The sequence below is a fragment of the Duganella sacchari genome, assembly GCF_900143065.1.
In the GTDB taxonomy this organism is placed as follows: domain Bacteria; phylum Pseudomonadota; class Gammaproteobacteria; order Burkholderiales; family Burkholderiaceae_D; genus Rugamonas; species Rugamonas sacchari.
This window is the reverse complement of the sequence record NZ_FRCX01000006.1, coordinates 231,201-256,909: the sequence shown is the minus strand read 5'-3', so window position 1 is coordinate 256,909 and position 25,709 is coordinate 231,201. Positions and strand designations below refer to the sequence as shown.

Here is a 25,709-nt window from a genome sequence, read left to right as displayed (position 1 = left end):
GGCAACCGCGCGCAGGCGGCCAGAGTAAGAGGAGCGTTTTACATTCACGATGATATGATACCCGCAACTTGGGTGCGAAAGCTTAGCACCAGATTATGACTCATTTTACGTTGCCATCATGACCACCGAACACCTGACCCACTTTGACGCCACCGGACAAGCCCACATGGTCGACGTCGGCGCCAAGGCGGAGACCCACCGCATCGCCCTGGCCACCGGCTCGATCCGCATGAAACCGGAGACGCTGGCCATCATCATGAGCGGCACGGCCAAGAAAGGTGACGTGCTCGGCATCGCCCGCATCGCTGCCATCATGGCCTCCAAGCGCACCAGCGACCTGATCCCCCTGTGCCATCCCCTGGCCCTGACGCGCGTCGCGGTGGAGTTCGAAACCGACGAGGCCAACGCCAGCGTCCACTGCAAGGCCCAGGTCGAGACCTACGGCAAGACCGGCGTCGAAATGGAAGCACTCACTGCGGTGCAAGTCGGCCTGCTGACGGTGTATGACATGTGCAAGGCCGTCGACCGCGGCATGGTCATGTCCAACATCCGCGTCACCGAAAAGCACGGCGGCAAGTCGGGCGACTGGAGTGCAACCAGCTAGCAAGGTGTTGTATTGTCTGATTGTTACCCAAACTTGGCGGGTATATAATTAGTGTCGCTGGAACAATTTTTTGACGGTGTTGTCACCGTAGCCGTTTTGCGCACATAAGAAAGAGTTTGCATGAGCAGCAACCCTCCGCCAAGCGAAGCCAAGACTCAGGAGTACGAGTTCGAGCAAATGAACCTGCAAGTAGGCGGCAGGATACAGTTCATCACTCACCGGACGATCAAACCTATCCAGCACTTCTCGACCCTGATCGGCTGGGTCAAGGATGAGTACATGATCGTCAAAGTGCCGTTTGAAAATGGCGCGCCGATTTCCCTCAATGAAGGCGACAAGCTCACGATCCGCGTGTTCTCGGGCGTGAACGTGTGCTCGTTCTCGTGCGTGGTGCAACGCGTGTTCCCGCGTCCGCTGTTTTATGTGCACCTGAGCTTCCCGGTGTCGATCCAGGGCACCAGCCTGCGGGCGGCAATGCGGGTCAAGGTGGATATTCCGGCGCAGATTACGACCCCGGCCGGCGCGACCTCGGTGTTCCTGGTCAACCTGAGCGTGTCCGGCGCGCTTATCGAATCGCCCAAGCAGCTGCCGGATGGCGACGGCCAGGTTGGCCTGTCGTTTTATCTGATCGCCCAGCCCGGCAACCGCCAGGTACGCATCAATCCCAATGCGACGGTGCGCAATATCAACGTGGTCAAGCCCGCGTCGGGCGACAAGCCGGAAGTGTTCACCTACGGCCTGCAGTTCGTTGACCTCGACCCGGTGCATTACACCATGCTGCAAAACCTGACTTACGAAGCCCTCATAGCGGACCGCCAGAAGATCGTTTAACGTAAAAAAGCCCGGCAGTTGCCGGGCTTTTGCATTCAGGCCAGCCTGCTATCAAGGCACGCTGTTTTTGGTGATGGCCGCCGCCGCCGCTGTATTGGTGACCGTGGTCGTGATGGTCCAGGTAATGGCCGAAGCGCCAGCGGCCACTTTCGGCGCGAAGGTGATGGTTTTGCCGTCCATGCCGGAACCAACACCGGAGGCCAGGGTGGCGGTGATCACGCCGTTGGCGGCGGTGGTGGCGCTGGCGACTTCCTTGGTTGCCGTAAAGGTATTGTCAGCAGGGACGCCGTTTTGACCCGACGAGCAGCCGCTGGCATCGCCGCCCGCTTCCTGGGCGCACAGCGCCACGGCGGTTTTGAGCGAATCCACGGCCGACATCGCGTTGGCGGCCTTGGCCTTGGCCGTGTAATCACTGTAGGCAGGAATCGCGACCGCAGCCAGGATACCGATAATCGCCACAACGATCATCAGCTCGATCAGGGTAAAGCCGGCCTGCGCCTGCTTTTTCATCATTTTCATGGATTTCATTTTGCGACTCCTCACGGTTAAACACATTGTTGGGTGCTACACCCTGCTTAGTGCAATTGGTGTGCCACCCGGTTTTTGCTCAAAATTTCAGCAAAATATGCCGTGAAGTGCCGTTTTTTGTCAGTCTGGAGCGCCGCATTTTGTCAGCACAGGCTGGGCTGACAATTTTTGTCAGGCGATGCGGAAGGCCATTTCGGTGCCGCTGAGGTCGATGACATCGCCATCGCTGAGCCGCTCCGGTGTGTGCAGATCCAAGGCCGTGCCATTGAGCAGCGGCGCCAGCGCGCCTTCGGTGTGGGTCATGGTATAAAACGCGGGATGGCGCTGGATCACCACCACCTGCACGCCGGCGCGGCCCAATGTGGTCTGCGGTTTGGTCAACGCCACATGCTTGCCCGCGTTGTTGCCGTTTAAGACAGAAATCTCCGCCAGCACGGGTTGTGCGGCGGCCAGCGGCCGGATGCCATCGGCCACAAACTGCAATTCCAGCTTGGCCATCTTGATCACATCCTGGTGTTGCAGGAAATGCTTGCCGATGCGGTGGCCGTTCACAAACGTACCGTTGGTGCTGTGCAGGTCTTCCAGGAAGGAATCGTCTAGGATGGTGGTGATGGCTGCATGCGCGGCGCTGATGGCGGGATGGGCCAGGACGATGTCATTGCGCGGGTGACGGCCCAGCGTCATCCGTTCCTTGCTCAGTTGTATTTGCTGCTCGACTTGCCCGTTGCGCGAGATGATGAGCTTCGCCAATCTGATCTCCGGAAAATAAAAGGGGAGCCCGCAGGCTCCCCTTTATTATTCCACAATCAAGCGGCTGTTAATTACAGCATGGCTTTCAGCAGACGTGCCATTTCCGATGGATTCTTGGTGGCTTTGATGCCGCACTCTTCCATGATGTCCAGCTTGGCTTGCGCGGTGTCAGCGCCGCCCGAGATCAGCGCGCCGGCGTGGCCCATGCGCTTGCCTGGAGGAGCGGTAACGCCGGCGATGAAGCCAACCACCGGTTTCTTCATGTTGTCTTTGACCCAACGTGCAGCATTGGCTTCGTCCGGACCGCCGATTTCGCCGATCATGATGACCGCGTCGGTATCAGGATCTTCGTTGAACATGCGCATCACGTCGATGTGCTTCAGACCGTTGATTGGGTCGCCGCCGATACCAACTGCCGACGATTGGCCCAGGCCCAGTGCGGTCAGCTGACCCACTGCTTCATAGGTCAGGGTGCCCGAACGCGATACCACGCCGATACGACCCTTACGGTGGATGTGACCTGGCATGATGCCGATCTTGATTTCGTCAGGGGTGATCAGGCCTGGGCAGTTAGGGCCCAGCAGCAGGGTTTTCGAACCGGCTTTGGCCATGCGATCCTTCAGTGCCATCATGTCGCGGACTGGGATGCCTTCGGTAATGCAAATGGCCAGTTCCAGTTCAGCTTCAACGGCTTCCCAGATGGCGGCAGCGGCGCCTGCTGGCGGCACGTAGATCACCGACACGGTGGCGCCGGTGTTCGACGCGGCTTCTTTGACCGAACCGAAAATTGGAATGCCTTCGAAGTCTTCGCCGGCTTTCTTCGGATTCACGCCTGCTACGAAGGCGTTTTTGCCGTTCGCGTATTCGCGGCACATACGGGTGTGGAACTGACCGGTTTTGCCGGTGATACCCTGGGTGATGACTTTGGTGTCTTTGTTGATCAGAATAGACATATCGGTTCCTTAATTATTTACCAGCAGCGGCTGCAACAACGCTCTTAGCTGCATCTTCCATGGTGTCAGCGGCGATGATCGGCAGGCCGGAGTCAGCCAGCATTTTCTTGCCCAGATCTTCGTTGGTGCCCTTCATGCGGACCACCAGCGGTACTTGCAGCGAAACCGCTTTCGATGCGGTGATCACGCCTTCGGCGATCACGTCGCAGCGCATGATGCCGCCGAAGATGTTGACCAGGATGGCTTTCAGGCCTGGGTTTTTCAACATGATCTTGAACGCTTCGGTGACTTTCTCAGCCGTTGCGCCGCCGCCCACGTCCAGGAAGTTGGCTGGCTCGCCGCCGAACAGTTTGATGGTGTCCATGGTGGCCATGGCCAGGCCGGCGCCGTTCACCAGGCAGCCGATGTTGCCGTCCAGGGAGATGTAGGCCAGGTCGAATTTCGAGGCTTCGACTTCAGCTGGATCTTCTTCGTCCAGATCGCGGTAAGCGACGATTTCTGGTTGACGGAACAGTGCGTTGGCGTCGAAGTTGAACTTGGCGTCCAGTGCAATGATCTTGCCCGAACCGGTCACGATCAGCGGGTTGATTTCGGCCAGCGACGAATCGGTTTCCCAGTAGGCTTTGTACAGGCCTTGCAGGTTGGTCACGGCGTCAGCGATCGAACCTTCTGGTACGCCGATTTTTGCGGCGATGCCAGCAGCTTCAGCGTCGGTCAGGCCAACGGCTGGATCGATAGCGATCGAGTGGATTTTTTCTGGGTGGGACTCAGCAACCTCTTCGATGTCCATGCCGCCTTCCGACGAGGCCATCAGCACAACGCGCTGGGTCACGCGGTCGGTAACCAGCGATACGTACAGTTCTTGTTTGATGTCCGCGCCTTCTTCGATCAGCAGGCGGCGTACTTTTTGACCTTCAGGACCAGTCTGATGGGTGATCAGCTGCATGCCCATGATTTGGTCAGCGTATTCTTTGACTTGTTCCAGCGACTTGGCAACTTTAACGCCGCCGCCTTTACCACGGCCACCGGCGTGGATCTGTGCTTTCACAACCCAGACCGGGCCGCCCAAGGTTTCAGCAGCTTTAACTGCTTCTTCAACGGTCAGGCACGGAATGCCGCGCGGTACCGTCACTCCGTATTTTCGGAGGATTTCTTTGCCTTGATACTCATGGATTTTCATGCTGGCTTCCCTTCTGATGCTGATGTGTAAAAATCGGTTGATTGATTGTTAAGCAGATGATTGCTACGCGCTACCCGGTGCTGCTTTGTCCACCCAGCGCGGGTAAAACAGTGCCACTGCGCCGGCAATGCGGTGCAGGACATGGAATCTGGTGATGCGAAACGGTGTTTGCTGCAGAGGGGTGCCGCCAATATCCCGCACGCCATCCTTGCTCAGGAAAGCACGCGCGCGCGTACTCAGCGCAGGTTGGGTAATTGGAGTTAACAAGGACATAAGATTGATACCGCTCTCGCGGCATAAATTAGTTAGCAGCCTGGCGCATTTCTCTTATTAAAAACGCACGTTGCCGCAGCTTCTACGGACAACCACCGCACCCGCGGTGCTGCAAAAACCCGCAAAGTGTAGCACACCACGGACCGAAGGGAAATTACTCGTCGAGGTCAGCGCCTTTGATGACCTTTTGCACCACACGCTGCGAAAAGCCGCGCTGCAGCAGGAAGCGGATGTGTTTATTGCGGACCAGGGGATCGGTGGCGACCACGCCAAACTTGCGCTGCCAGATCTCCTGCGCGCGTGCCAGTTCGGTGTCAGCCAGAGTGGATTTGAGTTCTTGCAGGGCCTCACCGTTGACGCCATGGCTTTGCAGCTCGGCGACGATGCGGCTGTTGCCGTAGCGGGAAGCACGGCGATGGATCAGCGATTCGGAAAAGCGTTCCTGCGACAGCCAGTTATTCTTTTCCAGAAAATCGAGAAGGGCTTCGACATCGTCGCCCTCCTCGGCATGGCGGGCCAGCTTGCGGGCCAGCTCCAGCCGGCTGTGCTCACGCAGGGAAAGAAAGCGCAGAGCACGCGCTTTCAAGCTCAGTTGTGGCGCAGCCATGATGCGATATTAAGCAGCGTCGGCTTCAGGCTTGGCCGGCTTCAGCTTGACCACGGTGTTGTCGGTGGCCAGGGGTGGCAGCGCGCGTACGCCCAGCGATTCACGCACCTTGTTTTCAATTTCCCATGCCAGTTCCGGACGCTCTTGCAGGAAGGCGCGGGCATTGTCCTTGCCCTGGCCGACGCGCTCGCCGTTATAGCTGTACCACGAGCCCGACTTCTCAACGATCTTGGCTTCCACGCCCAGGTCCAGGATCTCGCCTTCACGCGAGGTGCCGGCGCCGTACAGGATGTCGAAGTGCGCTTCCTTGAACGGTGGCGCAATCTTGTTCTTGACGACCTTGACCTTGGTTTCGTTACCGATCACTTCGTCGCCCGATTTGATCGAGCCGGTGCGGCGGATGTCCAGACGCACGGAGGCGTAGAACTTCAGCGCGTTACCACCGGTGGTGGTTTCTGGCGAGCCGAACATCACACCGATCTTCATACGGATCTGGTTGATGAAGATGACCAGCGTGTTGGTGCGGTTGATCGAGCCGGTCAGCTTGCGCAGCGCTTGCGACATCAGACGCGCTTGCAGGCCTGGCAGCGAATCACCCATGTCGCCTTCAATCTCGGCGCGTGGGGTCAGTGCCGCCACCGAGTCGACCACCACCAGGTCAACCGAGCCCGAACGTACCAGGGCATCGCAGATTTCCAGCGCCTGTTCGCCGGTGTCCGGCTGCGAGATCAGCAGCTCGTGCAGGTTCACGCCCAGCTTCTGTGCATAACCCACGTCCAGCGCGTGTTCAGCGTCGATGAAGGCGCAGGTGCCGCCCAGTTTCTGCATCTCGGCGATGGTTTGCAGGGTCAGCGTGGTTTTACCCGACGATTCCGGGCCGTAGATTTCCACCACACGGCCGCGCGGCAGGCCGCCGACGCCCAGCGCCACGTCCAGGCCCAGCGAGCCGGTCGAGACCACTTGTACTTCTTCGATAGGAGCACTGGCGTCCATACGCATGACGGAGCCTTTGCCGAACTGCTTCTCGATCTGGGCCAGCGCCGCTGCCAGCGCCTTGGCTTTTTCAGATGCAGGTACTACGCCTTTTTTCTCGTCCATAATGTGCTTTCAGCCAGTGGGGTTGTTCAATACAGGTAGCACTGTATAAAAAAACAGTGCTTAATGCAAGCGGGATTTTGGGTATTTCTTTGAGATTGCACAAAAACTCGCCAAAATAGGGTCTTGTGCAGCTGGAGTGTTTTTCAATGCGTATTTTACTTGCCGAAGACGATAGTGTGCTGGCCGACGGGCTGACCAGATCCCTGCGCCAGTCCGGTTACGCCATCGACTGCGTCAGAAACGGCCAGGAGGCCGACACCGCGCTGTCGACCCAGGAATTCGATTTGCTGATCCTGGACCTGGGCCTGCCCAAGCTGTCCGGCCTGGAAGTGCTGCGCCGCCTGCGCTCGCGCGGCTCGCTGCTGCCGGTGCTGATCCTGACCGCCGCCGATTCCATCGAACAGCGCGTCAACGGCCTCGACCTCGGCGCCGATGATTATATGGCCAAACCGTTTGCGCTGTCGGAACTGGAGGCACGCGTGCGCGCCCTGACCCGCCGTGGCGCCGGCGGCGGCGCCACCGTCATCAAGCACGGCCCGCTGAATTATGACCAGGTCGGCCGCAGCGCTTACATCAATGAGCAGATGCTGGACCTGTCGGCGCGCGAACTGGGCCTGCTGGAAATCCTGCTGGCGCGCACCGGCCGGCTGGTGTCGAAGGAACAGCTGGTCGACCACCTGTGCGAATGGGGCGAGGAAGTCAGCAACAACGCCATCGAAGTGTATGTGCACCGCCTGCGCAAGAAGATCGAAGTGGGCGGCATCCGCATCGCCACGGTGCGCGGCCTCGGCTACTGCCTGGAGAAATTCAACGAAGCCGCACGCGCCAGCGCGGAAGCCGGGGACAGCCACAAGTGAACCCGTCGCAGGAAGCCGCCGAACCGGAGTACCAGCCGCCGCCCCCTGAGGCGGACGAAGACATACAACACTCCCTGTTCGGCGAAATCCTCGACTGGATGCTGGCGCCGCTGCTGCTGCTGTGGCCCATGAGTATCGCCATCACCTACCTGGTGGCCAAGTCCATCGCCAACCAGCCGTTCGACCATGCGCTGGAAGACAGCGTCACCGTGCTGACGCAGCAGGTGCGTTCGGTAGACGGCAAGGTCATCAAGAGCCTGTCCGGTTCCGCGCGCGACATCCTGCGCGCCGACGACATCGACAACGTCTACTTCCAGATTCAGGGGCCGCGCGGCGACCATATCGACGGCGACCGCGACCTGCCGCAACCCGTGCTGGATGACGAGGACAAGACCAGCTCCGGCGGCGTGCGCTTCCGCAACGACAGCATGCACGGCACGCCGGTCCGCATCGCGTTTGCCTACGTCCAGCTGGAGCGCAGCGATGGCGGTACGCCACCATTGGCGCTGGTGCAGGTGGCGGAAACGCTGGAGAAGCGCGCGCAACTGGCCAACGCCATCATCAAAGGCGTGATCCTGCCGCAGTTCATCGTGTTGCCGGTAGTGCTGGCCCTGGTGTGGTTTGCGCTGGCGCGCGGCCTGTCGCCGCTGGCCCAGCTGCAGGAGCGCATCCGCGCGCGCAGTCCGGAAGACCTGAGCCCCATCGCGCCGCGCCAGGTGCCGGAGGAAATCACGCCGCTGGTGCGCTCGCTCAACGAGATGCTGTCGCGGCTGTCGCTGACCATCGACATGCAGAAACGCTTCATTGCCGACGCCGCCCACCAGATGCGTACCCCGCTGGCCGGCATGCGGATGCAGTCCGAGCTGGCGCTGCGCCAGACCGACAAGCAGGAAATCCACCGTTCGCTGGAACAGCTGGCCAAGAGTTCGGAAGCGGCCACGCGCCTGGTCAACCAGCTGCTGGCCCTGGCGCGCGCCGAAAACCAGCAGCCGGCCGGTAGCGCCATGGTAGCGCTGGACCTGGGCGATCTGGCGCGCACGGTGGTGCAGGACTGGGTGCAGGCCTCGTTCGCGCACCAGATCGACCTGGGCTTTGAGGCGCCGCCGCAGCCGTTGACCATCACCGGCAACCCGACCATGCTGCGCGAGCTGCTGTCCAACCTCATCGACAACGCGCTGCGCTACACGCCGTCCGGCGGCAGCGTCACCGTGCGCGTGCGCAGCGACGAGCGGGAACACGGCTATCTGGAAGTCGAGGATACCGGCCCCGGCATCGCGCCGGCCGAGCGCGGGCGCGTGTTCGAACGTTTCTACCGCATCCTCGGCAATACTGCGGAAGGCAGCGGCCTGGGCCTGGCCATCGTGCGCGAGATCGCCCAGCAGCACGGCGCCGAAGTCGATATTTTCAGCAATCCGCGCGCCACCCAGCCCCGGCTGCCGGGCGCCCTGTTCCGCTTGACGTTCCCGCTGCCGCCCGCCGCCACGCAAGAAGACGAAGAATCGCCGTACTATGGATAAACCCACCCCGCCCGCGCGGCTGACACGCGCACAACACTGGCAACGCACCCGCCGCCTGACCGGCCTGCTGCTGCTGCTGTGGATGCTTACCGGTTTTTGCGCGGCGTTCTTCGCGCGCGAACTGGCCGGGCTCAGCGTATTCGGCTGGCCGTTGTCCTTTTACCTGGCGGCGCAAGGCGCCTCACTGGTGTCTCTCGGCATCCTGGGTTTCTACGCCTGGCGCATGCGCAAGCTGGACCAGGCCGCCCGTGCCCAGGAGACGCGCGCTTGAAGCAGCAACGCACTTTCTTCCAGCGCCTGCGCTACTACTACAGCCTGTTTGCCGCCGGCTTTGGCTGCTTCCTGATCGCGCTGGCGGCGCTGGAACAGGAAGGCATGCCGCGCGTGTGGATCGGCTATCTGTTCATGTTTGCCACCATCGTGCTGTATGCGCTGATCGGCGTCATCAGCCGCACCTCGAATGTGCTGGAATACTATGTGGCGGGACGGCGCGTGCCGGCCATGTTCAACGGCATGGCCACGGCGGCCGACTGGATCTCGGCCGCCAGTTTCATCAGCCTGGCCGGCGGCCTGTACCTGCACGGCTTCGACGGCCTGGCCTACGTCATGGGCTGGACCGGCGGCTACTGCCTGGTGCAGCTACTCATCGCGCCCTACCTGCGCAAGTTCGCCCAGTACACGATTCCCGACTTCCTGGCCGAGCGCTACGGTGGCGCCGACCAGGCCGAGCATGGCGGCCGCGGCGTGCGCATCCTTGCCGTGATCGCCACCATCATCGTCTCCTTTACCTATGTGGTGGCGCAGATTTATGCGGTGGGCCTGATCGCCTCGCGCTTCACCGGCGTCGATTTTTCGGTCGGCATCTTCCTCGGCCTGGCCAGTATCCTCGTGTGTTCCTTCCTGGGCGGCATGCGCGCCATCACCTGGACCCAGGTGGCGCAGTACATCATCATCCTGGTGGCCTTCCTGATCCCCGCCATCTGGCTGTCGGCCAAGCACAGCGACAATCCGATTCCGCAGGTCGCCTATGGCAAGCTGCTGCCCAAGCTCAGCGCGCGCGAGCACGTGCTGCAGCAAGACCCCAAGGAAGCCGAAGTGCGTGCCATCTACCGCCAGCGCGCGGCGGATTACGCTGCATGGCTGCGCAGCTTGCCGACGTCATGGGAGACCGGCCGCATCGCGGCGCAGCGCAAGCTCGACCAGATCAAGGCCCGCAATGCCTCGCTGCTGGAGATCCGCAATGCCGAGCGCGAGCTGGTGGCCTATCCCAAAAACGCCGATGAGGCGGAACGCCTGTGGACCGAAGCGCGCGAACAGAATCTGCAGCACGCCGAACCGATCACACCGCACGCTACGCCCTACCCGGGCGACAAGGAAACCTCGGACATCAAGCGCAACAACTTTCTGGCGCTGGTGTTTTGCCTGATGCTGGGCACGGCCGCGCTGCCGCACATCCTGATGCGCTCCTACACCACGCCGTCCGTGCACGAGACGCGCGTGTCGGTGTTCTGGACGCTGTTCTTCATCCTCCTGATTTACCTGACCATCCCGGCGCTGGCGGTACTGGTCAAATACGATATCTACAGCTCGCTGGTGGGCACCGACTACGCCCACCTGCCCAACTGGGTGTCGTACTGGGCCAACGTCGACAAGCTCAATCCGCTGTTCAGCATCAGCGACGTCAACCACGACGGCGTGGTGCAACTGGCGGAAATCACCATTGACGCCGACGTGCTGGTGCTGGCCACGCCGGAAATCGCCGGCCTGCCGTATGTGATCTCCGGGCTGGTGGCCGCCGGCGGCCTGGCGGCGGCGCTGTCAACGGCGGACGGCCTGCTGCTGGCGATCTCCAACGCGCTGTCGCACGACGTCTACTACAAGCTGGTGGACCGCAGCGCCTCGACCCAGAAGCGCGTGACCATCTCCAAGCTGCTGTTGCTGGCCGTGGCCTTCATTGCGGCCTATGCCGCCTCGACCAAGCCGGGCGACATCCTGTCGCTGGTGGGCGCCGCATTCTCGCTGGCCGGCTCGACGCTGTTCCCGGCGCTGGTGCTGGGCGTGTTCTGGAAGCGCGCCAACCACCAGGGCGCGATCGCCGGCATGACCGTGGGGTTTTTAGTATGTATCTACTACATGCTGCATACCAATCCGATCCTGGGCGGCAGCATGGCCAGCCTGTGGTTCCACATCGCCCCTATCTCGGCCGGCATTTTTGGCGTACCGGCAGGCTTGCTGACCATCGTGGCGGTCAGTCTGCTGACGCCGGCGCCGGGGCGGCAGAGCGCCGCGCTGGTCGACTACATCCGCGCGCCGGAACAATAATATACATTTACGCTGTGGCGGATTTGATAACTTGCTGCTATTGTGCACCAATTACCAATTTCGCAACCAGGCATATGCGCTTCTCTTCCCTCCTGCGCGCCATGGCATTGGCCGGCGCCTTCATTGGCGCCCCGGTGCTGGCCGCAGACAGCAGCAAACCACTGCCAGCCATCGGCGACTTTTTCAACAATCCTGAGTTCAGCGATGCCGTGCTGTCCCCGAGCGGCAAATACCTGGCTGTGCGGCTGGGCAACAAGAGCAAGCGCGACATGCTGGGCGTGGTGGAGCTGGGCACCAACGCTGTCAAGGTGGTCGGCAATTTCTCCGATGCCGATATCGGCCGCTATGCCTGGGTCAACGACCAGCGCCTGGTGTTTACCGCTACCGACAAGGACCTGGCGCCAGGCGATATGCGCTACGCGCCGGGCCTGTATGCGATCAACCGCGACGGCACCGGCTTCCGCCAGCTGGCCATGCGCAATGGCAAAGCCTTCGTCACCAATGGTTCGACGCTGGGCACGCGCGAGCTGCTGCCATGGCACACCTATCTGCTGGGACAGGACGGCGCCCAGGATTCGGATTTCATCTATGTGCAGGACCGCGACATCAGCGGTCCCGGCGAACTGAACCACGTTGACCTGCTGCGCCTGAACACCGTGACCGGGCGGACCTCGGTCTCGGTCAAACGTCCCGGCGCCAGCCACTACTGGCTGCTCGATCACAAAGGCGAGCCACGCCTGACCATCACCGCGGACAAAGGCAGCAGCAGCGTCTACTACCGCGATCCCGCCACCAATGAATGGCGCAAGCTGACCGACTTCGAACGCTTCACCGGCAGCGGCGGCACCTTCCGTCCCCTGGCGTTCGGCCCGGACGGCACGTTGTACGTACTCAGCCGCGAACCCAAGGGCGATACGACAGCCGTGTTCACGTATGACCTCAATACCGCCAAGCTGTCGAGCAAGCCGCTGGTCAAGCTGGACGGCTACGACTTCCACGGCCAGCTCATCATGGGCAAGGACAAGCTGCTGGGCGTGCAGCACCTGACCGACGCCATGGGCACCACCTGGCTGGACCCGGACATGAAGGCCATGCAGGCCAAGATCGACGCCATGCTGCCCAACACCATCAACCTGCTGACGTTGCCGACCCATCCGGAATCGCCGTGGATCATGGTGACCGCGTTTGCCGACATCTGGCCCAAGCGCATCATGCTGTACAACAGCGAGACGCAGAAGCTGACCATGGTCGGCGAATCCTATCCCGGCATCAACCCGAACCAGATGGCGCACAAGGAACTGGTGCGCTACAAATCGCGCGATGGCCTGACCATTCCCGCCTGGCTGACCTTGCCGCAAGGCCCGGGCAAGCAACTGCCGATGGTGGTGCTGGTGCATGGCGGCCCGTGGGTGCGCGGCGGCAGCTGGAACTGGGACCCGGACGCGCAATTCCTGGCCTCGCGCGGTTACGCCGTGCTGGAGCCGGAATTCCGCGGCAGCACCGGCTACGGCAGCCGCCTGTTCCGTGCCGGCTGGAAGCAATGGGGCCTCAAGATGCAGGACGACGTGGCCGACGCCACGCGCTGGGCGATCGACAAAGGCTATGCCGACAGCAAGCGCATCTGCATTGCCGGCGCCAGCTACGGCGGCTACGCCACGCTGATGGGCCTGATCAACGACCCCGACCTGTACAAATGCGGTGTCGAATGGGCCGGCGTCACCGACATCAACCTGATGTATGACGGCAGCTGGTTCTACACCTCCGACATGTCGGAAGACTGGAAACAGTACGGCATGCCGCAAATGATCGGCGACCAGGTCAAGGACGCCGCCCAGCTCAAAGCCACCTCGCCGCTGGAGCAGGCATCGCGCATCAAACAGCCGCTGCTGATGGCCTACGGCACCGCCGACATGCGCGTGCCGCTGCCGCACGGCACCAAGTTCTACAAGGCCGTCAAACAGACCAACCCCAACGTCGAATGGATCGAATACGACGAGGAAGGCCATGGCTGGAAACTGCCGAAAAACCGTATCGACTTCTGGGGCCGGGTCGAGAAATTCCTGGATAAAAATATCGGAGCAAGCGCGCAGTGAAATTGCATCGTATCTTGAGCGCCAGCGTCCTGCTGGCTGCCAGCGCCTGGCCGCTGCGTGTCGTCACCGCAGCCGAACTGCCGCCCGCCAGCGCTTTCTTTGAAAACAGCCGCTTCAGCAGCCCCAAACTGTCGCCGAACGGCCGCTACCTGGCGGCGCGCGTCTCCACGCCCGGCGAGCGGGACCGCCTGTCAGTAATTAAGCTGGACGATATGAGCGTCAAAGTGGCAGCCATGTTTGGCGACGCCGACATTGCTTACTTCCAGTGGGTGAATGACAACCGCCTGGTCTTCAATGGCGCCGACCGCCGCATGACCTATAGCGATGACCTGCATGCCGCCGGCCTGTTTGCCGTCAACCGCGACGGCAGCAACTACCGCCAGCTGAGCAAGACCGACTACCGCCAGGGCGATGAGGCAGCCACCGGCAGCAAGATGAAGGAAAAGCTGCTGGACTGGAACCATTACCTGCTGGGCCAGCCTGGTCGCCAAGACAGCGATGAGGTCTATATCTACAAGGCGCAATTCAGCAACAACTACAGCGAAGTCAAAAACCATACGCTGCTGCGCCTGAACACCGTCACCGGCCACGCCGTACCCGTGAACAGCCCGGGCCAGGCCAGCAACTGGCTGCTCGACCAGCAAGGCGAGCCGCGCCTGGCCATCAACGATCTGGGCAAGCAGCACGTGGTGTATCTGCGCGAGGGCGACAGCTGGACCAAACTCATGGAGTCCGAGCCCTATATCGGCCACGCATTCGAGCCGGTGGGCTTTGGCCCGGATGGCGCGCTGTATGTGGCGGCCCGCAAGGACAGCGATAAAACCGCGCTGTACCGCTACGACGTGGCCAAGCGGCAGCTAGCCGCCGAACCGCTTGTCGGCCTCGACAACTACGACTATATGTCCGATCTGGAAGATGCGAACGGCGACGACCTGATCGTCCGCGACAACCAACTGGTGGGCATCGGCTACAGCGCCGACGTGCGTGGCGTCGCCTGGCTGGATGCCAAGGGCAAGGCGCTGCAGGAGCAGATTGATCGTCTGCTGCCGGGCCTGGTCAACGTCATCACGCTGCCACGCCGTGCAGAAACGCCGTGGGTGCTGGTCAGCAGCTATTCCGACGTGCAGCCGCTGGTCTACCTGATGTACAACAGCGAGACCGGCAAGCTGGTCAAGGTAGGTGGGCAACACAACGCCATCCGTGCCGATCAGATGGGCCGCCAGGAGCTGGTGAACTACAAGGCGCGCGATGGCCTCAGTATTCCGGCGCTCATCACCTGGCCGCGTGGCACGGACAAGAAGAAGCTGCCGCTGGTGATGCTGGTGCATGGCGGCCCGTATGTACATGGCAGCGACTGGGGCTGGAATGCCGATGCCCAGTTCCTCGCATCGCGCGGCTACATGGTGATCGAGCCGGCCTACCGCGGCACCGTGGGCTATGGCTGGAAGCACTTCAAGGCCGGTTGGAAGCAATGGGGCCTGAAGATGCAGGACGACATTGCCGACGGCGCGCGCTGGGCGGCCGCGCAAGGCTATGCCGACAGCAAGCGCATCTGCATTGCCGGCGCCAGCTATGGCGGCTATGCCACCCTGATGGGCCTGGTGAATGACGGCGACTTGTACAAATGCGGCGTCAACTGGGCCGGCGTCACCGACATCAAACTCATGTACACCGGCAGCTGGAGCGGCATTTCCGACATGAGCGACCGCTGGCTGAGCTACGGCGCGCCAATGCTGATCGGCGACCCGGAACGCGATGCGGCGCAACTGAACGCCACCTCACCGCTGCTGCAAGCCGCGCGCATCAAACAGCCTCTGCTGCTGGCCTACGGCGGCGACGACCACCGTGTACCGCTGTACCATGGCGAAAAGTTTTTAAGTGCGATCAAGCCCAGCAATCCTGGCGTGGAGTGGATCGTGTACGAAAAAGAAGGTCACGGCTGGCGCTTGCCGCAGAATCGCATCGATTTCTGGAACCGCGTCGAACAATTCCTCAACAAGCACATCGGAGCCGCACAGTGACCGCCGGCCGCCAATTGCTGGCAGCGCTGCTGTTGGCGGTGGGCGCGCATGCCCATGCCGCGCCGCCGCCGATTGCCGCCTTCTTCGATAACTCGCCGTTCAACGGCGCCATGCTGTCGCCAAACGGCCGCTACCTGGCCGCTTTCATCGGCGCCAACGACAAGCGCGATGGCCTGGCCGTGGTCGACCTGAACGACCTCAGCGCCAAAATGGTGGCGCAGTTCAGCGATACCGACATCGGCCGCGCGCAGTGGGTCAACAACGAGCGCCTGCTGTTCAGCACGGTCGACAAGAGCGCTGGCCGGCGCGATGTGCGTTACGCGCCGGGCCTGTTTGCAGTGGACCGCGACGGCAAGCATTTCCGCCAGCTGGCGCTGCGCCGCAACCCGTTCCTGCGCAGCGGCGACGACACCCGCGAGCTGCTGCCATGGCACACCTTCATGCTGCAGCAAGCCGGTGCGCAGTCAAGCGACTTCATGTACGTGGCCGACCTGGGCATCGTTGGCGCCGGCATTGTGCAGTCGGAAGATCTGCTGCGCCTGAACACCCGCACCGGCGTTGCCACGCCGGTGGCGCATCCTGGCGTCAGCAAGGGGTGGCTGCTGGACCAGCATGGCGAGCCGCGCATCATGAAAACGCTGGACAAGAATATCGAGCAAGTGCTGTACCTCGATCCTGCGACAAAACAGTGGCGCACGCTGGCCAGCTTTGACGCCTACACCGGTGAAGGCAACGGCTTCGAACCGCTGGCATTCGGCCCCGACGGCGTGCTGTACGTGGTCAGCAACCACGGCCGCGACACGCGCGCACTGTTCCGCTATGACCTGGCCAACAACCAGTTGCCGGCGCAGCACCTGGTGGACCTGGACGGGTTTGATTTCCACGGCAATCTCATCATCAGCCAGGACAAGCTGCTTGGCGTGCGCGTGCACAGCGATGCCGAAGGCACATACTGGTTCGACGCCGGCATGAAGGCCATGCAGGAAAAAGTCGACGCCAAGCTGCCTGGCACCGTCAACCTGATTACGCCGCCGACGCGGCCGGAAACCCCGTGGGTGCTGGTGGAATCGTATTCCGACAAGCAGCCGCGCCGCTACCTGGTCTATAACGCGGAAAACGGCCGCATGAGCGAAGTCGGCCGCAGCGCGCCGCAGATCCAGGCCGCCGAGATGGGACCGCGCGAGCTGTACTACTACAAGGCGCGCGATGGCCTGAAAATCCCCGTGTGGCTGACGCTGCCGCCGGGCGGCCAGCACAAGAACCTGCCGATGGTGGTGCTGGTGCATGGCGGCCCGTGGATACGCGGCGGCAGCTGGAACTGGAATGCGGACGCCGAATTCCTGGCCTCGCGCGGCTATGCGGTGCTGGAACCGGAATTCCGCGGCAGTACCGGCTACGGCACCCAGCACTTTCTGGCCGGCTGGAAGGAATGGGGCTTGAAGATGCAGGACGATATCGCCGATGGCGCACGCTGGGCGATCCAGCAGGGCTATGCAGACGGCAACCGCATCTGCATCGCCGGCGCCAGCTACGGCGGCTATGCCACGCTGATGGGCCTGGCCAAGGACCCTGACCTGTACAAATGCGGCATCAACTGGGTCGGCGTCACCGACATCAACCTGATGTACGACAGCGGCTGGTTTTACAGTTCCGACCTGTCGGACGGGTGGAAGCAGTACGGCATGCCGCAACTGATCGGCGACCGCGTCAAGGACGCCGAACAACTCAACGCCACCTCGCCGCTATTGCAGGCATCGCGCATCAAACAGCCGCTGCTGCTGGCGTACGGCGGCGCCGATGTGCGCGTGCCGATCAACCACGGTCTCAAGTTTTACGATGCGGTCAGGCGCAGCAACCCGAACGTGGAATGGGTGGAGTACAACGAAGAAGGCCACGGCTGGGCGCTGCCGCAGAACCGTATCGATTTCTGGGGCCGTGTGGAGCGTTTTCTCGACAAGAATATCGGCGCGCACTGAAGTTCGCGTTATAGTGTTTCCCGCAACACGCCTGTTCAACGGATCACGGAGGAGCGAGCATGTCGTCGGGAAAAATTCTGGTCGCACAGGGAGGCGGGCCGACCGCTGTCATCAACCAGTCGCTGGCGGGCGTGGTGCTGGAGGCGCGCCGCTTCCGCGACGTGACGCGGGTGTACGGTGCGCTGCATGGCGTACGCGGCATCATCAACGAGGACCTGGTCGACCTCACGCGCGAGACCAGCCACAACCTTGAGCAGGTCGCGGCCACGCCCTCCTCCGCGCTGGGCTCGACGCGCGACAAGCCGGATCTGGCGTATTGCGCTGAAATCTTCAAGGTGCTCAAGGCGCACCAGATCGAACAGTTCTACTACATCGGCGGCAATGATTCGTCCGATACCGTGCGTATCGTCAGCGAGCAGGCGCAGGCTGGTGGCTATCCGCTGCGCTGCATGCATATCCCCAAAACCATCGACAACGACCTGGTCGGCAATGACCACACGCCGGGCTTCCCCTCGGCCGCGCGCTTTGTGGCGCAGGCGTTTGCCGGCGCCAATCTGGACAACGCCGCGCTGCCCGGCGTGTACGTGGGCGTGGTGATGGGCCGGCATGCCGGTTTCCTCACCGCTGCCGCCGCGCTGGGCAAGAAATTCCCGGATGATGGCCCGCACCTGATCTACCTGCCCGAACGGGTATTTTCGCTGGACCAGTTCCTGGCCGATGTGAAGGCGGTGTACGCACGCTATGGCCGCTGCGTGATCGCCGTCTCGGAAGGCATCCACGACGCCAGCGGCGAGCCGATCGCCACGCTGCTGGCCAAGGAAGTCGAACGCGATGCACACGGCAATGTGCAGCTCTCCGGCACCGGCGCGCTGGCTGATCTGCTGTGCGACGAGATCAAGGCCAAGCTCGGCATCAAGCGCGTGCGCGGCGATACGTTTGGCTATTTGCAGCGCTCGTTCATCGGCTGCGTCTCGGACGTCGATCAGCGCGAGGCGCGCGAGGTCGGCGAGAAAGCCGTGCAGTTTGCCATGTGGGGCGGCCGCGATGGCTCGGTGGCCATCAAGCGCACCGGCTTCTACTCGGTCGATTATGAACTGCTGTCACTGACCGACGTGGCCGGCAAGACGCGTGTGATGGAGGATGAATTCATCAGCGCCAGCGGTACCGACGTCACCGACGCCTTCCGCATGTATTTGCGCCCCCTGCTCGGCTCCGGCATGCCCGACGCCTTCCGCCTGCGCCCCGCCCCGGTAGAAAAAATCCTCAAGCGCTAAGCCGCATCCTCGCGCGGCGGAAACACGAAAGGTCGAACCGCACCAGGCTCGACCTTTTTTCTTGCTTGCATCAAGCTGTGCGCTAACTGGATTTGCAGCCAGGATTCAGCCGACCGGTCAAAAGCCAGCTCCAGTCTAACGGCCATTTCCGCTGTCAAATCTATCTCTTCAGCCAGCAGCCCATGAATGGTCTGCAATGGCAATCCCAAACGTTCTGACAATGCTTCAGCACTAAGTTTATAAGGTTCGACATAGGACAGGGCGAGGTATTCACCGGGGTGCATAGTAATCATATTTACTCCTGTGCCGATCAAATAATCCTGATTCATCCTAGGAGCAAATCCTTCCCTAGTCAACACTGCCAGGCAAGCCCATGAGCTTCCAAACCAGAGACATTGTGCACAAAGGCATGCAGCGCTTCTGGCAATCCAACGGTACGGATAGACGAGGCATTTCCGCATCCTGGAGCAATTCTTTGCGCGCCATTTTGCTACATCTAAACTCGGCGCATAGTCTGGATGACATTCGAGGTGGTTTAGGCGTTTCTAAAAACGTAAAGCAATTAACTGGACACGTCTGTCGTTACAGCATTGAAATCAATGCCAACTGGCGCGTCACTTTTGATTGCGTCCGGCCGTCCACCGGAGTTGTCAGCAATATCGATATTGAAGACTTGCACCGTCATGGCGGTGCGAAACGCCGGAGATAATTTACTGTGCTTTACAGCGTCTTGACTGCAGCTAACAGCCGGCCGGCCGACAATCGATGCCTCACTTACAGGAGGTTTTGATGAAGTTGATTAAACGTTGGATGTTGATGGCCATCCTGGCCGGTGGTGCGCTCGGCGCTTCGGCGCAGAATGGTCCGCCACCGGATGGGCCGCCGCCCGAAGCAGTGGCGGCTTGCAAGGGCAAGGCGGAAGGCGCCAAGGTGCAGTTCACGGGCCGTCACGGCGAAACGGTCAGCGGCACTTGCCGCAAGGCTGGTGTAGTGCTGGCGGCAATGCCGGAAGGCGGTCCGCCGCCACCGCCCGACCACCAATAAAAAAAGCGGACCATCAAGGTCCGCTTTCTGATGCAGCCGTCGCCAGTTACACGACGATGGTCTGGTGCTCGTCGCCCACGCGGGCGCGGATTTTACCGATGGTGTAGACGGTTTCGCCAGCCGCTTCCAGCTGCGCCTTGGCCGCAGCGGCGTTGTCTGCCGATACGATCACGGTCATGCCGATGCCGCAGTTGAATACGCGGTGCATTTCTGCGTCGGCCACGCCGCCGTGCTGCTGCAGCCATTGGAACAGTGGTGGCAGCGTCCACGATTTCGCGTCCAGCTCAGCCACCAGGCCAGGTTGCAGTACGCGCGGGATGTTTTCCACCAGACCGCCGCCGGTGATGTGCACCATGCCTTTGACTTCGATCGATTCCATCAGCGCCAGCAGCGGCTTGACGTAGATGCGGGTTGGCGCCATCAGCACGTCGGCCAGTGGACGGCCGTGGAAGTCGCCGTTCAGGTCCGGTTTCGATACTTCAATGATCTTGCGCACCAGCGAGTAGCCGTTCGAGTGCACGCCCGACGAGGCCAGGCCCAGCACCACGTCGCCCGGCGCGATCTTGGTGCCGTCGATGATTTTCGATTTCTCGACCGCGCCCACCGCGAAACCGGCCAGGTCGTACTCGCCGTCCGGGTACATCGATGGCATTTCAGCGGTTTCGCCGCCGATCAGCGCGCAGCCGGCCTGTTCGCAACCCTGGGCCACGCCCTTGATGACGTTGGACGCAGTGGCCACATCCAGTTTGCCGCAGGCGAAGTAGTCGAGGAAGAACAGCGGCTCGGCGCCCTGCACCAGGATGTCGTTGACGCTCATGGCGACCAGGTCGATCCCCACGGTGTCGTGACGGTTCAGTTCAAACGCCAGTTTCAGTTTGGTCCCCACGCCATCGGTGCCGGAGACCAGTACAGGCTCTTTGTACTTTTTGCTAATCTCGAACATCGCACCGAAACCGCCCAAGCCGGCCAGCACGCCTTCGCGCATGGTGCGCTTGGCATAAGGCTTGATCGCTTCGACTAAAGCATCACCCGCGTCGATATCGACGCCGGCGTCACGGTAGGACAGGGAAACATTAGAAGTTTGGCTCATGGTGTATTTCGCAGCGGAGGCGGTAAAATAGAAGGCGGAGACCTGTTTTCGTGATGTTTACTCAACTAAAACACCCGAAAAAGCGCAAAAATCGGCGCCCAAACCAAGTCGATCCGCTATTTTATCAAAATTGCCCCGTCCAACCGCCTTTTTATTAACCATCGAATTCATCCTCCATGCCATTTCCCCTCACGGTAGAGCAAAAGCAAACGGCATTCTGGTTGGCGGTCTGGGCGGCGTTTTTCTTCCTGCTGGTGACGCTGGGACCGGTATTGACGCCCTTCCTGGCGGCCGCCATCTTCGCTTATGCACTCAATCCGGGCGTGGACCGGCTGGACCGCCTGCGCTTCGGCCGCCGCATCACCATGCCGCGCGCGCTGTCGGTGCTGATCGTGGTGACGCTGTTCTTTGCCGCCATCACCATGCTGGTGCTGATCGTGGTGCCGGTGCTGCAAAAGGAAATCCCGCTGCTGCAGGCGCAGATTCCCGCCTTCCTGGCCAAGGCCAATGATGTGCTGGCGCCGAAACTGCAGGAGCTGGGCGTCAAGGTGCGCCTGGACAGCGCCGGCATCAAGCAGCTGGCCTCGGAACAGATGGCCGCCAGCGGCGACGCCATCTGGAGCGCGGTGCTGAACTCGGCCCGCGTCGGCGGCACCGCCGTGCTGGGCTGGATCGCCACCGTGGTGCTGATCCCGGTGGTGCTGTTCTACCTGCTGCTGGACTGGCACGCCATGCTGGCGCGCATCGCCGGCTGCGTGCCGCGCCGCTACATCGCCGCCACCATGGGCATGGCGCAGGAAGTCGACGTCCTGCTGGCCCAGTACCTGCGCGGCCAGCTGCTGGTGATGCTGGTGCTGGCCGTGTACTACTCGGTGGCGCTGGCGATTGCCGGGTTCGACGTCGCCCTGCCGGTCGGCATCATCACCGGCCTGCTGGTGTTCATTCCCTACCTGGGCTTTGGCCTGGGGCTGGTGCTGGCGCTGATTTCGGCCGTGCTGCAGTTTTCCGACTGGAGCGGCCTGATTGCGGTGGCCATCATCTACGGCTGCGGCCAGGTGCTGGAAGGCTTCTTCCTGACGCCGCGCCTGGTGGGCGAGCGCATCGGCCTCAATCCGCTGGCCGTGATCTTTGCCTTGCTGGCCTTTGGCCAGCTGTTCGGCTTTGTCGGCGTGCTGCTGGCTTTGCCCGCTTCGGCGGTGCTCATGGTGGCCTTCAAACACCTTAGACGCCACTATCTGAGCAGCAGCTTTTATAATGCGTAACGTGAAACAAAAAATAGTTATGCAAAAGACCACAAGGCGAACGCCATGAAACAGCTGGTGCTCGATTTAGGCGCCGAGCCAACGCACAGCCTCGCATCGTTCGAGGTGGGACAGAATGCCGAAGCGGCAGCGCTGATGATGCAATTCGCCTCGCGCACCTCGCGCGAGCATTTCGCCTACCTGTGGGGCGCGGTCGGCGTCGGCAAATCGCACCTGTTGAAAGCCTTGGCCAGTACCGGTAGCGAGGCCGATCAGCTGCGCGCGCGCTATATTTCGCCGTTCTCGATCGAATCCGAATTCGTCTATTCGCCGGAGGTGGACCTGTACCTGCTGGACGATTGCGAGAAGCTGTCGCCGCTGGCGCAGATCGACGCCTTCGCGCTGTTCAACGAAATCCGCGCCAACAACGCCTGGATGGTCTGCAGCGGCAACGTCGCGCCGGCCGTGCTGCCGGTGCGCGAGGACCTGCGCACGCGCATGGGCTGGGGCCTGATTTACCAGATCCACGGCCTCACCGACGATGAAAAGATCGCCGCCCTGGCCGCCGCCGCGACCGCCCGCGGCTTGACGCTGTCGGCGGGCGTGATACCCTACCTGCTGTCGCACTTCCAGCGTGACATGCGGTCGCTGTCCTCCATGCTCGACTCGCTGGACCAATATTCCCTTGAAACCCAACGCCCGATCACTCTGCCGCTGCTGCGCGAGTGGCTGCAGGCGGAAGCGAAAGAATGATGAATCTCGCCCTTTTTGACCTCGACCACACGCTGCTGCCGATCGACTCCGACTACGAATGGGGCCAGTTCCTGGTCCGCACCGGCGCCGTCGACGCAGTGGAATTCGACCGCCGCAACAAGGAGTTCTTCGCCCAATACCAGGCCGGCACGCTCGATCCGGTAGAATACCTGGAGTTCTCGCTCGGCACACTGGCCAGCTTCCCGCGCGCCAGGCTGGACGAAATGCAGGCCCAGTACATGGCGGAAGTGGTGACCCCGGCGATCCGCCCGGCAGCGCGCGCGCTGCTGCAAAAGCACGTGGACGCCGGCGACCTGGTGGCCATCGTCACCGCCACCAACCACTTCGTCACCGCGCCGATCGCCAAGGCGCTGGGCGTGGAACACCTGATCGCCGCCATGCCGGAAGTCGACGCCGACGGCAACCTGACCGGCAAGCTGGTTGGCACGCCAACGCAAGGACCGGGCAAAATCGTCCACACCAAGGCCTGGCTGGAAAAAATGGGAAAGACGCTGGAAGACTTTGGCACCGTCCACTTCTACAGCGATTCGCATAACGACCTGCCGCTGATGTCGATTGTCAGCCATCCGGTGGCGACCAACCCCAATGAAAAACTGAAAACGCACGCCGCCGCGCAAGGCTGGCCTTTAATTGACCTATTCAATGATTAAGAAACTGATCCGCAAAATCCTGGGTACCAAGGATAAGAGCAGCAAGGGCGGACGCAATACCCTCGTCGTGCTCGGCCCCGAGGCCCACGGCATCGACCCGCGCCTGCTGTCGAACAATGCCGTCCGCGTCACCAGCACCCTGCAGGAAGCCGGCTATGAAGCCTTCGTGGTGGGCGGCGCCGTGCGCGACCTGCTGCTGGGCGTGAAGCCGAAAGACTTCGACATCGCCACCAACGCCACGCCGGAGCAGGTGAAACGCCTGTTCCGCCGCGCCTTCATCATCGGCAAGCGCTTCCAGATCGTGCACGTGATGTTCGGCCAGGACCTGCTGGAAGTGACCACCTTCCGTGGCACCACCTCGGCCAACGCGCCGAAAGATGAACATGGCCGCGTTTTGCGCGACAACACCTTCGGCTCGCAGGCGGAAGACGCGGAGCGCCGCGACTTCACCATCAACGCCATGTACTACAACCCGGCCAACCAGCAGGTGCTGGACTACCACGGCGGTATCGAAGACATCCGCGCCAGGACGCTGCGCATCATCGGCCAGCCGGAAGCGCGCTACCGCGAAGACCCGGTACGCATGCTGCGCGTGGTGCGCTTTGCCGCCAAGCTGAAATTCTCGATCGAGCCGGAAACCGGTGCACCGATCAAGGTCATGGCGCCGCTCATCAACAACGTGCCCGCCGCGCGCGTGTTCGACGAAATGCTCAAGCTGCTCATGAGCGGCCACGCGCTGGCCTGCCTGCAGCAGCTGCGCAAGGAAGGCCTGCACCACGGCCTGCTGCCGCTGCTGGACGTGGTGCTGGAACAGCCATTGGGCGTCAAGTTCGTGACCTTGGCGCTGGACTCGACCGACGCCCGCATCCACGCCGGCAAGACCGTGTCGCCAGGCTTCCTGTTTGCGTCGCTGCTGTGGCACCAGGTGCTGGAGAAGTGGACCGCCTACCGCGCAGCGGGCGAGCAGACCATCCCGGCCCTGCATCTGGCGGCTGACGACGTGCTGGATTCGCAGACCGAGAAGCTGGCCTTGCAGCGCAAGATCGGCTCCGACATGCGCGACATCTGGGCCATGCAGCCGCGCTTCGAACGCCGCACCGGCAAGGCGCCGCACAAGCTGCTGGAACACCTGCGCTTCCGCGCCGGCTACGACTTCCTGCTGCTGCGCTGCGCGTCCGGCGAGATCGACGCCGAAGTGGGCGAATGGTGGACAGCCTTCTACGAGGGCGACGAAATCACCCGCGAAGAGCTGCTCAACTCGGCCAGCCAGCCGAACCGCGAAGGTGCTGCCGGCGGTGGCGCCAAGCGCAAGCGCGGCCCGCGCCGTGGCGGCCGTAACCGCAACCGTGGTGAAGAAGGCGGCGCCGACAACGCGGGCGCCGACGCCGGCCGTGACAGCGCCGACTGAGCTGCACCACCATCATGAACTCCGTGATTAGCGCCGGTCTGGGACCGGCCACACTGAAGGACGATCAGGCGCCATTTGGCTTCACCATCGCCTACATCGGCATCGGCGCCAACCTGGGCGATGCACGCGCCAACGTGCTGGACGCACTGGCGCGCCTGCAACGCCAGCCCGGCTGCACGCTGATGGCGTCTTCCAGCCTGTATCGCACCGCGCCGATTGACTCCTCCGGCGACGACTACATCAACGCCGTCGCCCGCATCGCCACCACGCTGGATGCAGAAGCGCTGCTGCAGGCGCTGCAAGGCATCGAGCAGGCGCATGGCCGCGAACGGCCTTACCGCAACGCCCCGCGCACGCTGGACCTGGACCTGCTGCTGTATGGCGACGCCGAGATCCACAGCCCCACGCTGACCGTACCGCATCCACGCATGACCGAACGCGCGTTTGTGCTGGTGCCGCTGCTGGAGCTGGCGCCCGCCATCCACATCCCCGGCAAGGGCGCCGCTGCGCAATACGCCGCCGGCGTGGCCGATCAAGGCATAGAGTCTCTCGTCTAACTTTCTGCAAGCGATAGCAATCAGGACTACACTATCGCGGTCTGAGCTCATCATCTAAAGG

Annotated in this window: 26 protein-coding genes; 17 read left to right on the top strand and 9 right to left on the bottom strand. The window is 62.0% G+C overall.

The window, feature by feature from the left end:
- Nucleotides 1-118: 118 nt before the first annotated feature.
- Together moaC and BUA36_RS15135 are read left to right on the top strand one after the other, a co-directional pair.
- A complete protein-coding gene (moaC, locus tag BUA36_RS15140) occupies nt 119-604 on the top strand; it encodes a cyclic pyranopterin monophosphate synthase MoaC (RefSeq protein ID WP_072785936.1) in 486 nt (161 codons plus the stop codon).
- Nucleotides 605-724: 120 nt separating this feature from the next.
- A complete protein-coding gene (locus BUA36_RS15135) occupies nt 725-1,435 on the top strand; it encodes a flagellar brake protein (protein WP_072785935.1) in 711 nt (236 codons plus the stop codon).
- Between the two features lie 51 nt (nt 1,436-1,486).
- Here the strand turns inward: BUA36_RS15135 and BUA36_RS15130 are convergent, their stop codons facing one another.
- The 7 genes from BUA36_RS15130 to recA all read right to left on the bottom strand — a co-directional run bounded on the left by BUA36_RS15130 (nt 1,487) and on the right by recA (nt 6,824).
- Nucleotides 1,487-1,963 (bottom strand): pilin, encoded by a 477-nt coding sequence (locus tag BUA36_RS15130; protein ID WP_072785934.1) that lies wholly within the window; start codon nt 1,961-1,963, stop codon nt 1,487-1,489.
- Between the two features lie 171 nt (nt 1,964-2,134).
- Nucleotides 2,135-2,713 (bottom strand): FHA domain-containing protein, encoded by a 579-nt coding sequence (locus BUA36_RS15125; protein WP_072785933.1) that lies wholly within the window; start codon nt 2,711-2,713, stop codon nt 2,135-2,137.
- Between the two features lie 71 nt (nt 2,714-2,784).
- Complete coding sequence (sucD, locus tag BUA36_RS15120) at nt 2,785-3,666, bottom strand: succinate--CoA ligase subunit alpha (protein WP_072785932.1); 882 nt, start codon at nt 3,664-3,666, stop codon at nt 2,785-2,787.
- A gap of 13 nt (nt 3,667-3,679) precedes the next feature.
- Nucleotides 3,680-4,846 (bottom strand): ADP-forming succinate--CoA ligase subunit beta, encoded by a 1,167-nt coding sequence (gene sucC, locus BUA36_RS15115; protein ID WP_072785929.1) that lies wholly within the window; start codon nt 4,844-4,846, stop codon nt 3,680-3,682.
- Between the two features lie 63 nt (nt 4,847-4,909).
- On the bottom strand, nt 4,910-5,119 hold the full coding sequence (locus BUA36_RS30325) for a hypothetical protein (protein WP_139260579.1): 210 nt from the start codon (nt 5,117-5,119) through the stop codon (nt 4,910-4,912).
- Between the two features lie 154 nt (nt 5,120-5,273).
- On the bottom strand, nt 5,274-5,726 hold the full coding sequence (gene recX, locus BUA36_RS15110; RefSeq protein ID WP_072785927.1) for a recombination regulator RecX: 453 nt from the start codon (nt 5,724-5,726) through the stop codon (nt 5,274-5,276).
- A 9-nt stretch (nt 5,727-5,735) separates the two neighbouring features.
- Nucleotides 5,736-6,824 carry a recombinase RecA gene (recA, locus tag BUA36_RS15105; protein ID WP_072785925.1) on the bottom strand — a complete coding sequence of 363 codons (1,089 nt, stop codon included), beginning with the start codon at nt 6,822-6,824 and terminating at the stop codon, nt 5,736-5,738.
- Nucleotides 6,825-6,970: 146 nt separating this feature from the next.
- Here recA and BUA36_RS15100 point away from each other — a divergent pair, with 146 nt between their 5' ends.
- The 8 genes from BUA36_RS15100 to BUA36_RS15065 all read left to right on the top strand — a co-directional run bounded on the left by BUA36_RS15100 (nt 6,971) and on the right by BUA36_RS15065 (nt 18,884).
- Nucleotides 6,971-7,681, top strand: coding sequence for a response regulator (locus BUA36_RS15100; protein WP_072785923.1), 711 nt, complete (start codon nt 6,971-6,973; stop codon nt 7,679-7,681).
- Nucleotides 7,678-9,198, top strand: coding sequence for a sensor histidine kinase (locus tag BUA36_RS15095; protein ID WP_072785920.1), 1,521 nt, complete (start codon nt 7,678-7,680; stop codon nt 9,196-9,198). The genes BUA36_RS15100 and BUA36_RS15095 overlap by 4 nt, the downstream gene beginning before the upstream one ends.
- On the top strand, nt 9,191-9,469 hold the full coding sequence (locus tag BUA36_RS15090; protein ID WP_072785918.1) for a DUF4212 domain-containing protein: 279 nt from the start codon (nt 9,191-9,193) through the stop codon (nt 9,467-9,469). The genes BUA36_RS15095 and BUA36_RS15090 overlap by 8 nt, the downstream gene beginning before the upstream one ends.
- Complete coding sequence (locus tag BUA36_RS15085) at nt 9,466-11,520, top strand: sodium:solute symporter family protein (RefSeq protein ID WP_072785916.1); 2,055 nt, start codon at nt 9,466-9,468, stop codon at nt 11,518-11,520. The genes BUA36_RS15090 and BUA36_RS15085 overlap by 4 nt, the downstream gene beginning before the upstream one ends.
- A 74-nt stretch (nt 11,521-11,594) precedes the next feature.
- The gene (locus BUA36_RS15080; RefSeq protein ID WP_072785913.1) at nt 11,595-13,613 is read left to right on the top strand and encodes an alpha/beta hydrolase family protein; all 2,019 of its coding nucleotides are present in this window, start codon (nt 11,595-11,597) and stop codon (nt 13,611-13,613) included.
- Nucleotides 13,614-13,627: 14 nt separating this feature from the next.
- Nucleotides 13,628-15,634 (top strand): alpha/beta hydrolase family protein, encoded by a 2,007-nt coding sequence (locus tag BUA36_RS15075; RefSeq protein ID WP_084560173.1) that lies wholly within the window; start codon nt 13,628-13,630, stop codon nt 15,632-15,634.
- Nucleotides 15,631-17,610 (top strand): S9 family peptidase, encoded by a 1,980-nt coding sequence (locus BUA36_RS15070; protein ID WP_072785912.1) that lies wholly within the window; start codon nt 15,631-15,633, stop codon nt 17,608-17,610. The genes BUA36_RS15075 and BUA36_RS15070 overlap by 4 nt, the downstream gene beginning before the upstream one ends.
- A 59-nt stretch (nt 17,611-17,669) precedes the next feature.
- Nucleotides 17,670-18,884: a 6-phosphofructokinase gene (locus tag BUA36_RS15065; protein ID WP_072785909.1), complete on the top strand. Its 1,215-nt coding sequence runs from the start codon at nt 17,670-17,672 to the stop codon at nt 18,882-18,884.
- On the opposite strand, the gene BUA36_RS30750 is transcribed toward BUA36_RS15065, so the two are convergent.
- Entirely contained in the window at nt 18,881-19,177 is a 297-nt protein-coding gene (locus tag BUA36_RS30750; protein ID WP_072785907.1) for a HigA family addiction module antitoxin, read from the bottom strand. The genes BUA36_RS15065 and BUA36_RS30750 overlap by 4 nt on opposite strands.
- Before the next feature lie 80 nt (nt 19,178-19,257).
- Here BUA36_RS30750 and BUA36_RS30320 point away from each other — a divergent pair, with 80 nt between their 5' ends.
- Complete coding sequence (locus tag BUA36_RS30320; RefSeq protein WP_139260577.1) at nt 19,258-19,593, top strand: type II toxin-antitoxin system RelE/ParE family toxin; 336 nt, start codon at nt 19,258-19,260, stop codon at nt 19,591-19,593.
- Nucleotides 19,594-19,673: 80 nt separating this feature from the next.
- Nucleotides 19,674-19,928: a hypothetical protein gene (locus BUA36_RS15055; RefSeq protein ID WP_139260574.1), complete on the top strand. Its 255-nt coding sequence runs from the start codon at nt 19,674-19,676 to the stop codon at nt 19,926-19,928.
- Nucleotides 19,929-19,974: 46 nt separating this feature from the next.
- Here BUA36_RS15055 and purM read toward each other — a convergent pair whose 3' ends face one another.
- Nucleotides 19,975-21,018, bottom strand: coding sequence for a phosphoribosylformylglycinamidine cyclo-ligase (gene purM, locus BUA36_RS15050; RefSeq protein WP_072785902.1), 1,044 nt, complete (start codon nt 21,016-21,018; stop codon nt 19,975-19,977).
- Between the two features lie 176 nt (nt 21,019-21,194).
- On the opposite strand from purM, the gene BUA36_RS15045 reads away from it, so the two are divergent.
- From BUA36_RS15045 to folK, 5 genes are read left to right on the top strand one after another with little or no spacing between them, the layout of a single operon-like run.
- Entirely contained in the window at nt 21,195-22,280 is a 1,086-nt protein-coding gene (locus BUA36_RS15045; RefSeq protein WP_072785900.1) for an AI-2E family transporter, read from the top strand.
- Between the two features lie 45 nt (nt 22,281-22,325).
- Nucleotides 22,326-23,012 (top strand): DnaA regulatory inactivator Hda, encoded by a 687-nt coding sequence (gene hda / locus BUA36_RS15040; protein ID WP_072785898.1) that lies wholly within the window; start codon nt 22,326-22,328, stop codon nt 23,010-23,012.
- Nucleotides 23,012-23,683 carry a histidinol-phosphatase gene (locus tag BUA36_RS15035; RefSeq protein ID WP_072786187.1) on the top strand — a complete coding sequence of 224 codons (672 nt, stop codon included), beginning with the start codon at nt 23,012-23,014 and terminating at the stop codon, nt 23,681-23,683. The genes hda and BUA36_RS15035 overlap by 1 nt, the downstream gene beginning before the upstream one ends.
- Nucleotides 23,676-25,091 carry a polynucleotide adenylyltransferase PcnB gene (gene pcnB, locus BUA36_RS15030; RefSeq protein WP_072785896.1) on the top strand — a complete coding sequence of 472 codons (1,416 nt, stop codon included), beginning with the start codon at nt 23,676-23,678 and terminating at the stop codon, nt 25,089-25,091. Before BUA36_RS15035 ends, pcnB begins: the two co-directional genes overlap by 8 nt.
- A gap of 14 nt (nt 25,092-25,105) precedes the next feature.
- On the top strand, nt 25,106-25,648 hold the full coding sequence (gene folK, locus BUA36_RS15025; RefSeq protein WP_084560170.1) for a 2-amino-4-hydroxy-6-hydroxymethyldihydropteridine diphosphokinase: 543 nt from the start codon (nt 25,106-25,108) through the stop codon (nt 25,646-25,648).
- Nucleotides 25,649-25,709 lie beyond the last annotated feature (61 nt).

What these genes read in the sequence shown, in the direction of transcription:
- BUA36_RS15045 (WP_072785900.1), top strand. Translation starts at nt 21,195, where the DNA reads ATGCCATTTCCCCTCACGGTAGAGCAAAAGCAAACGGCATTCTGGTTG.
- BUA36_RS30750 (WP_072785907.1), bottom strand. Translation starts at nt 19,177, where the DNA reads ATGATTACTATGCACCCCGGTGAATACCTCGCCCTGTCCTATGTCGAA.
- BUA36_RS15090 (WP_072785918.1), top strand. Translation starts at nt 9,191, where the DNA reads ATGGATAAACCCACCCCGCCCGCGCGGCTGACACGCGCACAACACTGG.
- folK (WP_084560170.1), top strand. Translation starts at nt 25,106, where the DNA reads ATGAACTCCGTGATTAGCGCCGGTCTGGGACCGGCCACACTGAAGGAC.
- recA (WP_072785925.1), bottom strand. Translation starts at nt 6,824, where the DNA reads ATGGACGAGAAAAAAGGCGTAGTACCTGCATCTGAAAAAGCCAAGGCG.
- sucC (WP_072785929.1), bottom strand. Translation starts at nt 4,846, where the DNA reads ATGAAAATCCATGAGTATCAAGGCAAAGAAATCCTCCGAAAATACGGA.
- BUA36_RS15065 (WP_072785909.1), top strand. Translation starts at nt 17,670, where the DNA reads ATGTCGTCGGGAAAAATTCTGGTCGCACAGGGAGGCGGGCCGACCGCT.
- BUA36_RS15130 (WP_072785934.1), bottom strand. Translation starts at nt 1,963, where the DNA reads ATGAAATCCATGAAAATGATGAAAAAGCAGGCGCAGGCCGGCTTTACC.
- moaC (WP_072785936.1), top strand. Translation starts at nt 119, where the DNA reads ATGACCACCGAACACCTGACCCACTTTGACGCCACCGGACAAGCCCAC.
- BUA36_RS15035 (WP_072786187.1), top strand. Translation starts at nt 23,012, where the DNA reads ATGAATCTCGCCCTTTTTGACCTCGACCACACGCTGCTGCCGATCGAC.
- BUA36_RS30325 (WP_139260579.1), bottom strand. Translation starts at nt 5,119, where the DNA reads ATGTCCTTGTTAACTCCAATTACCCAACCTGCGCTGAGTACGCGCGCG.
- pcnB (WP_072785896.1), top strand. Translation starts at nt 23,676, where the DNA reads ATGATTAAGAAACTGATCCGCAAAATCCTGGGTACCAAGGATAAGAGC.
- BUA36_RS15055 (WP_139260574.1), top strand. Translation starts at nt 19,674, where the DNA reads ATGAAGTTGATTAAACGTTGGATGTTGATGGCCATCCTGGCCGGTGGT.
- BUA36_RS15100 (WP_072785923.1), top strand. Translation starts at nt 6,971, where the DNA reads ATGCGTATTTTACTTGCCGAAGACGATAGTGTGCTGGCCGACGGGCTG.
- BUA36_RS15135 (WP_072785935.1), top strand. Translation starts at nt 725, where the DNA reads ATGAGCAGCAACCCTCCGCCAAGCGAAGCCAAGACTCAGGAGTACGAG.
- purM (WP_072785902.1), bottom strand. Translation starts at nt 21,018, where the DNA reads ATGAGCCAAACTTCTAATGTTTCCCTGTCCTACCGTGACGCCGGCGTC.
- recX (WP_072785927.1), bottom strand. Translation starts at nt 5,726, where the DNA reads ATGGCTGCGCCACAACTGAGCTTGAAAGCGCGTGCTCTGCGCTTTCTT.
- hda (WP_072785898.1), top strand. Translation starts at nt 22,326, where the DNA reads ATGAAACAGCTGGTGCTCGATTTAGGCGCCGAGCCAACGCACAGCCTC.
- sucD (WP_072785932.1), bottom strand. Translation starts at nt 3,666, where the DNA reads ATGTCTATTCTGATCAACAAAGACACCAAAGTCATCACCCAGGGTATC.
- BUA36_RS15080 (WP_072785913.1), top strand. Translation starts at nt 11,595, where the DNA reads ATGCGCTTCTCTTCCCTCCTGCGCGCCATGGCATTGGCCGGCGCCTTC.
- BUA36_RS30320 (WP_139260577.1), top strand. Translation starts at nt 19,258, where the DNA reads ATGAGCTTCCAAACCAGAGACATTGTGCACAAAGGCATGCAGCGCTTC.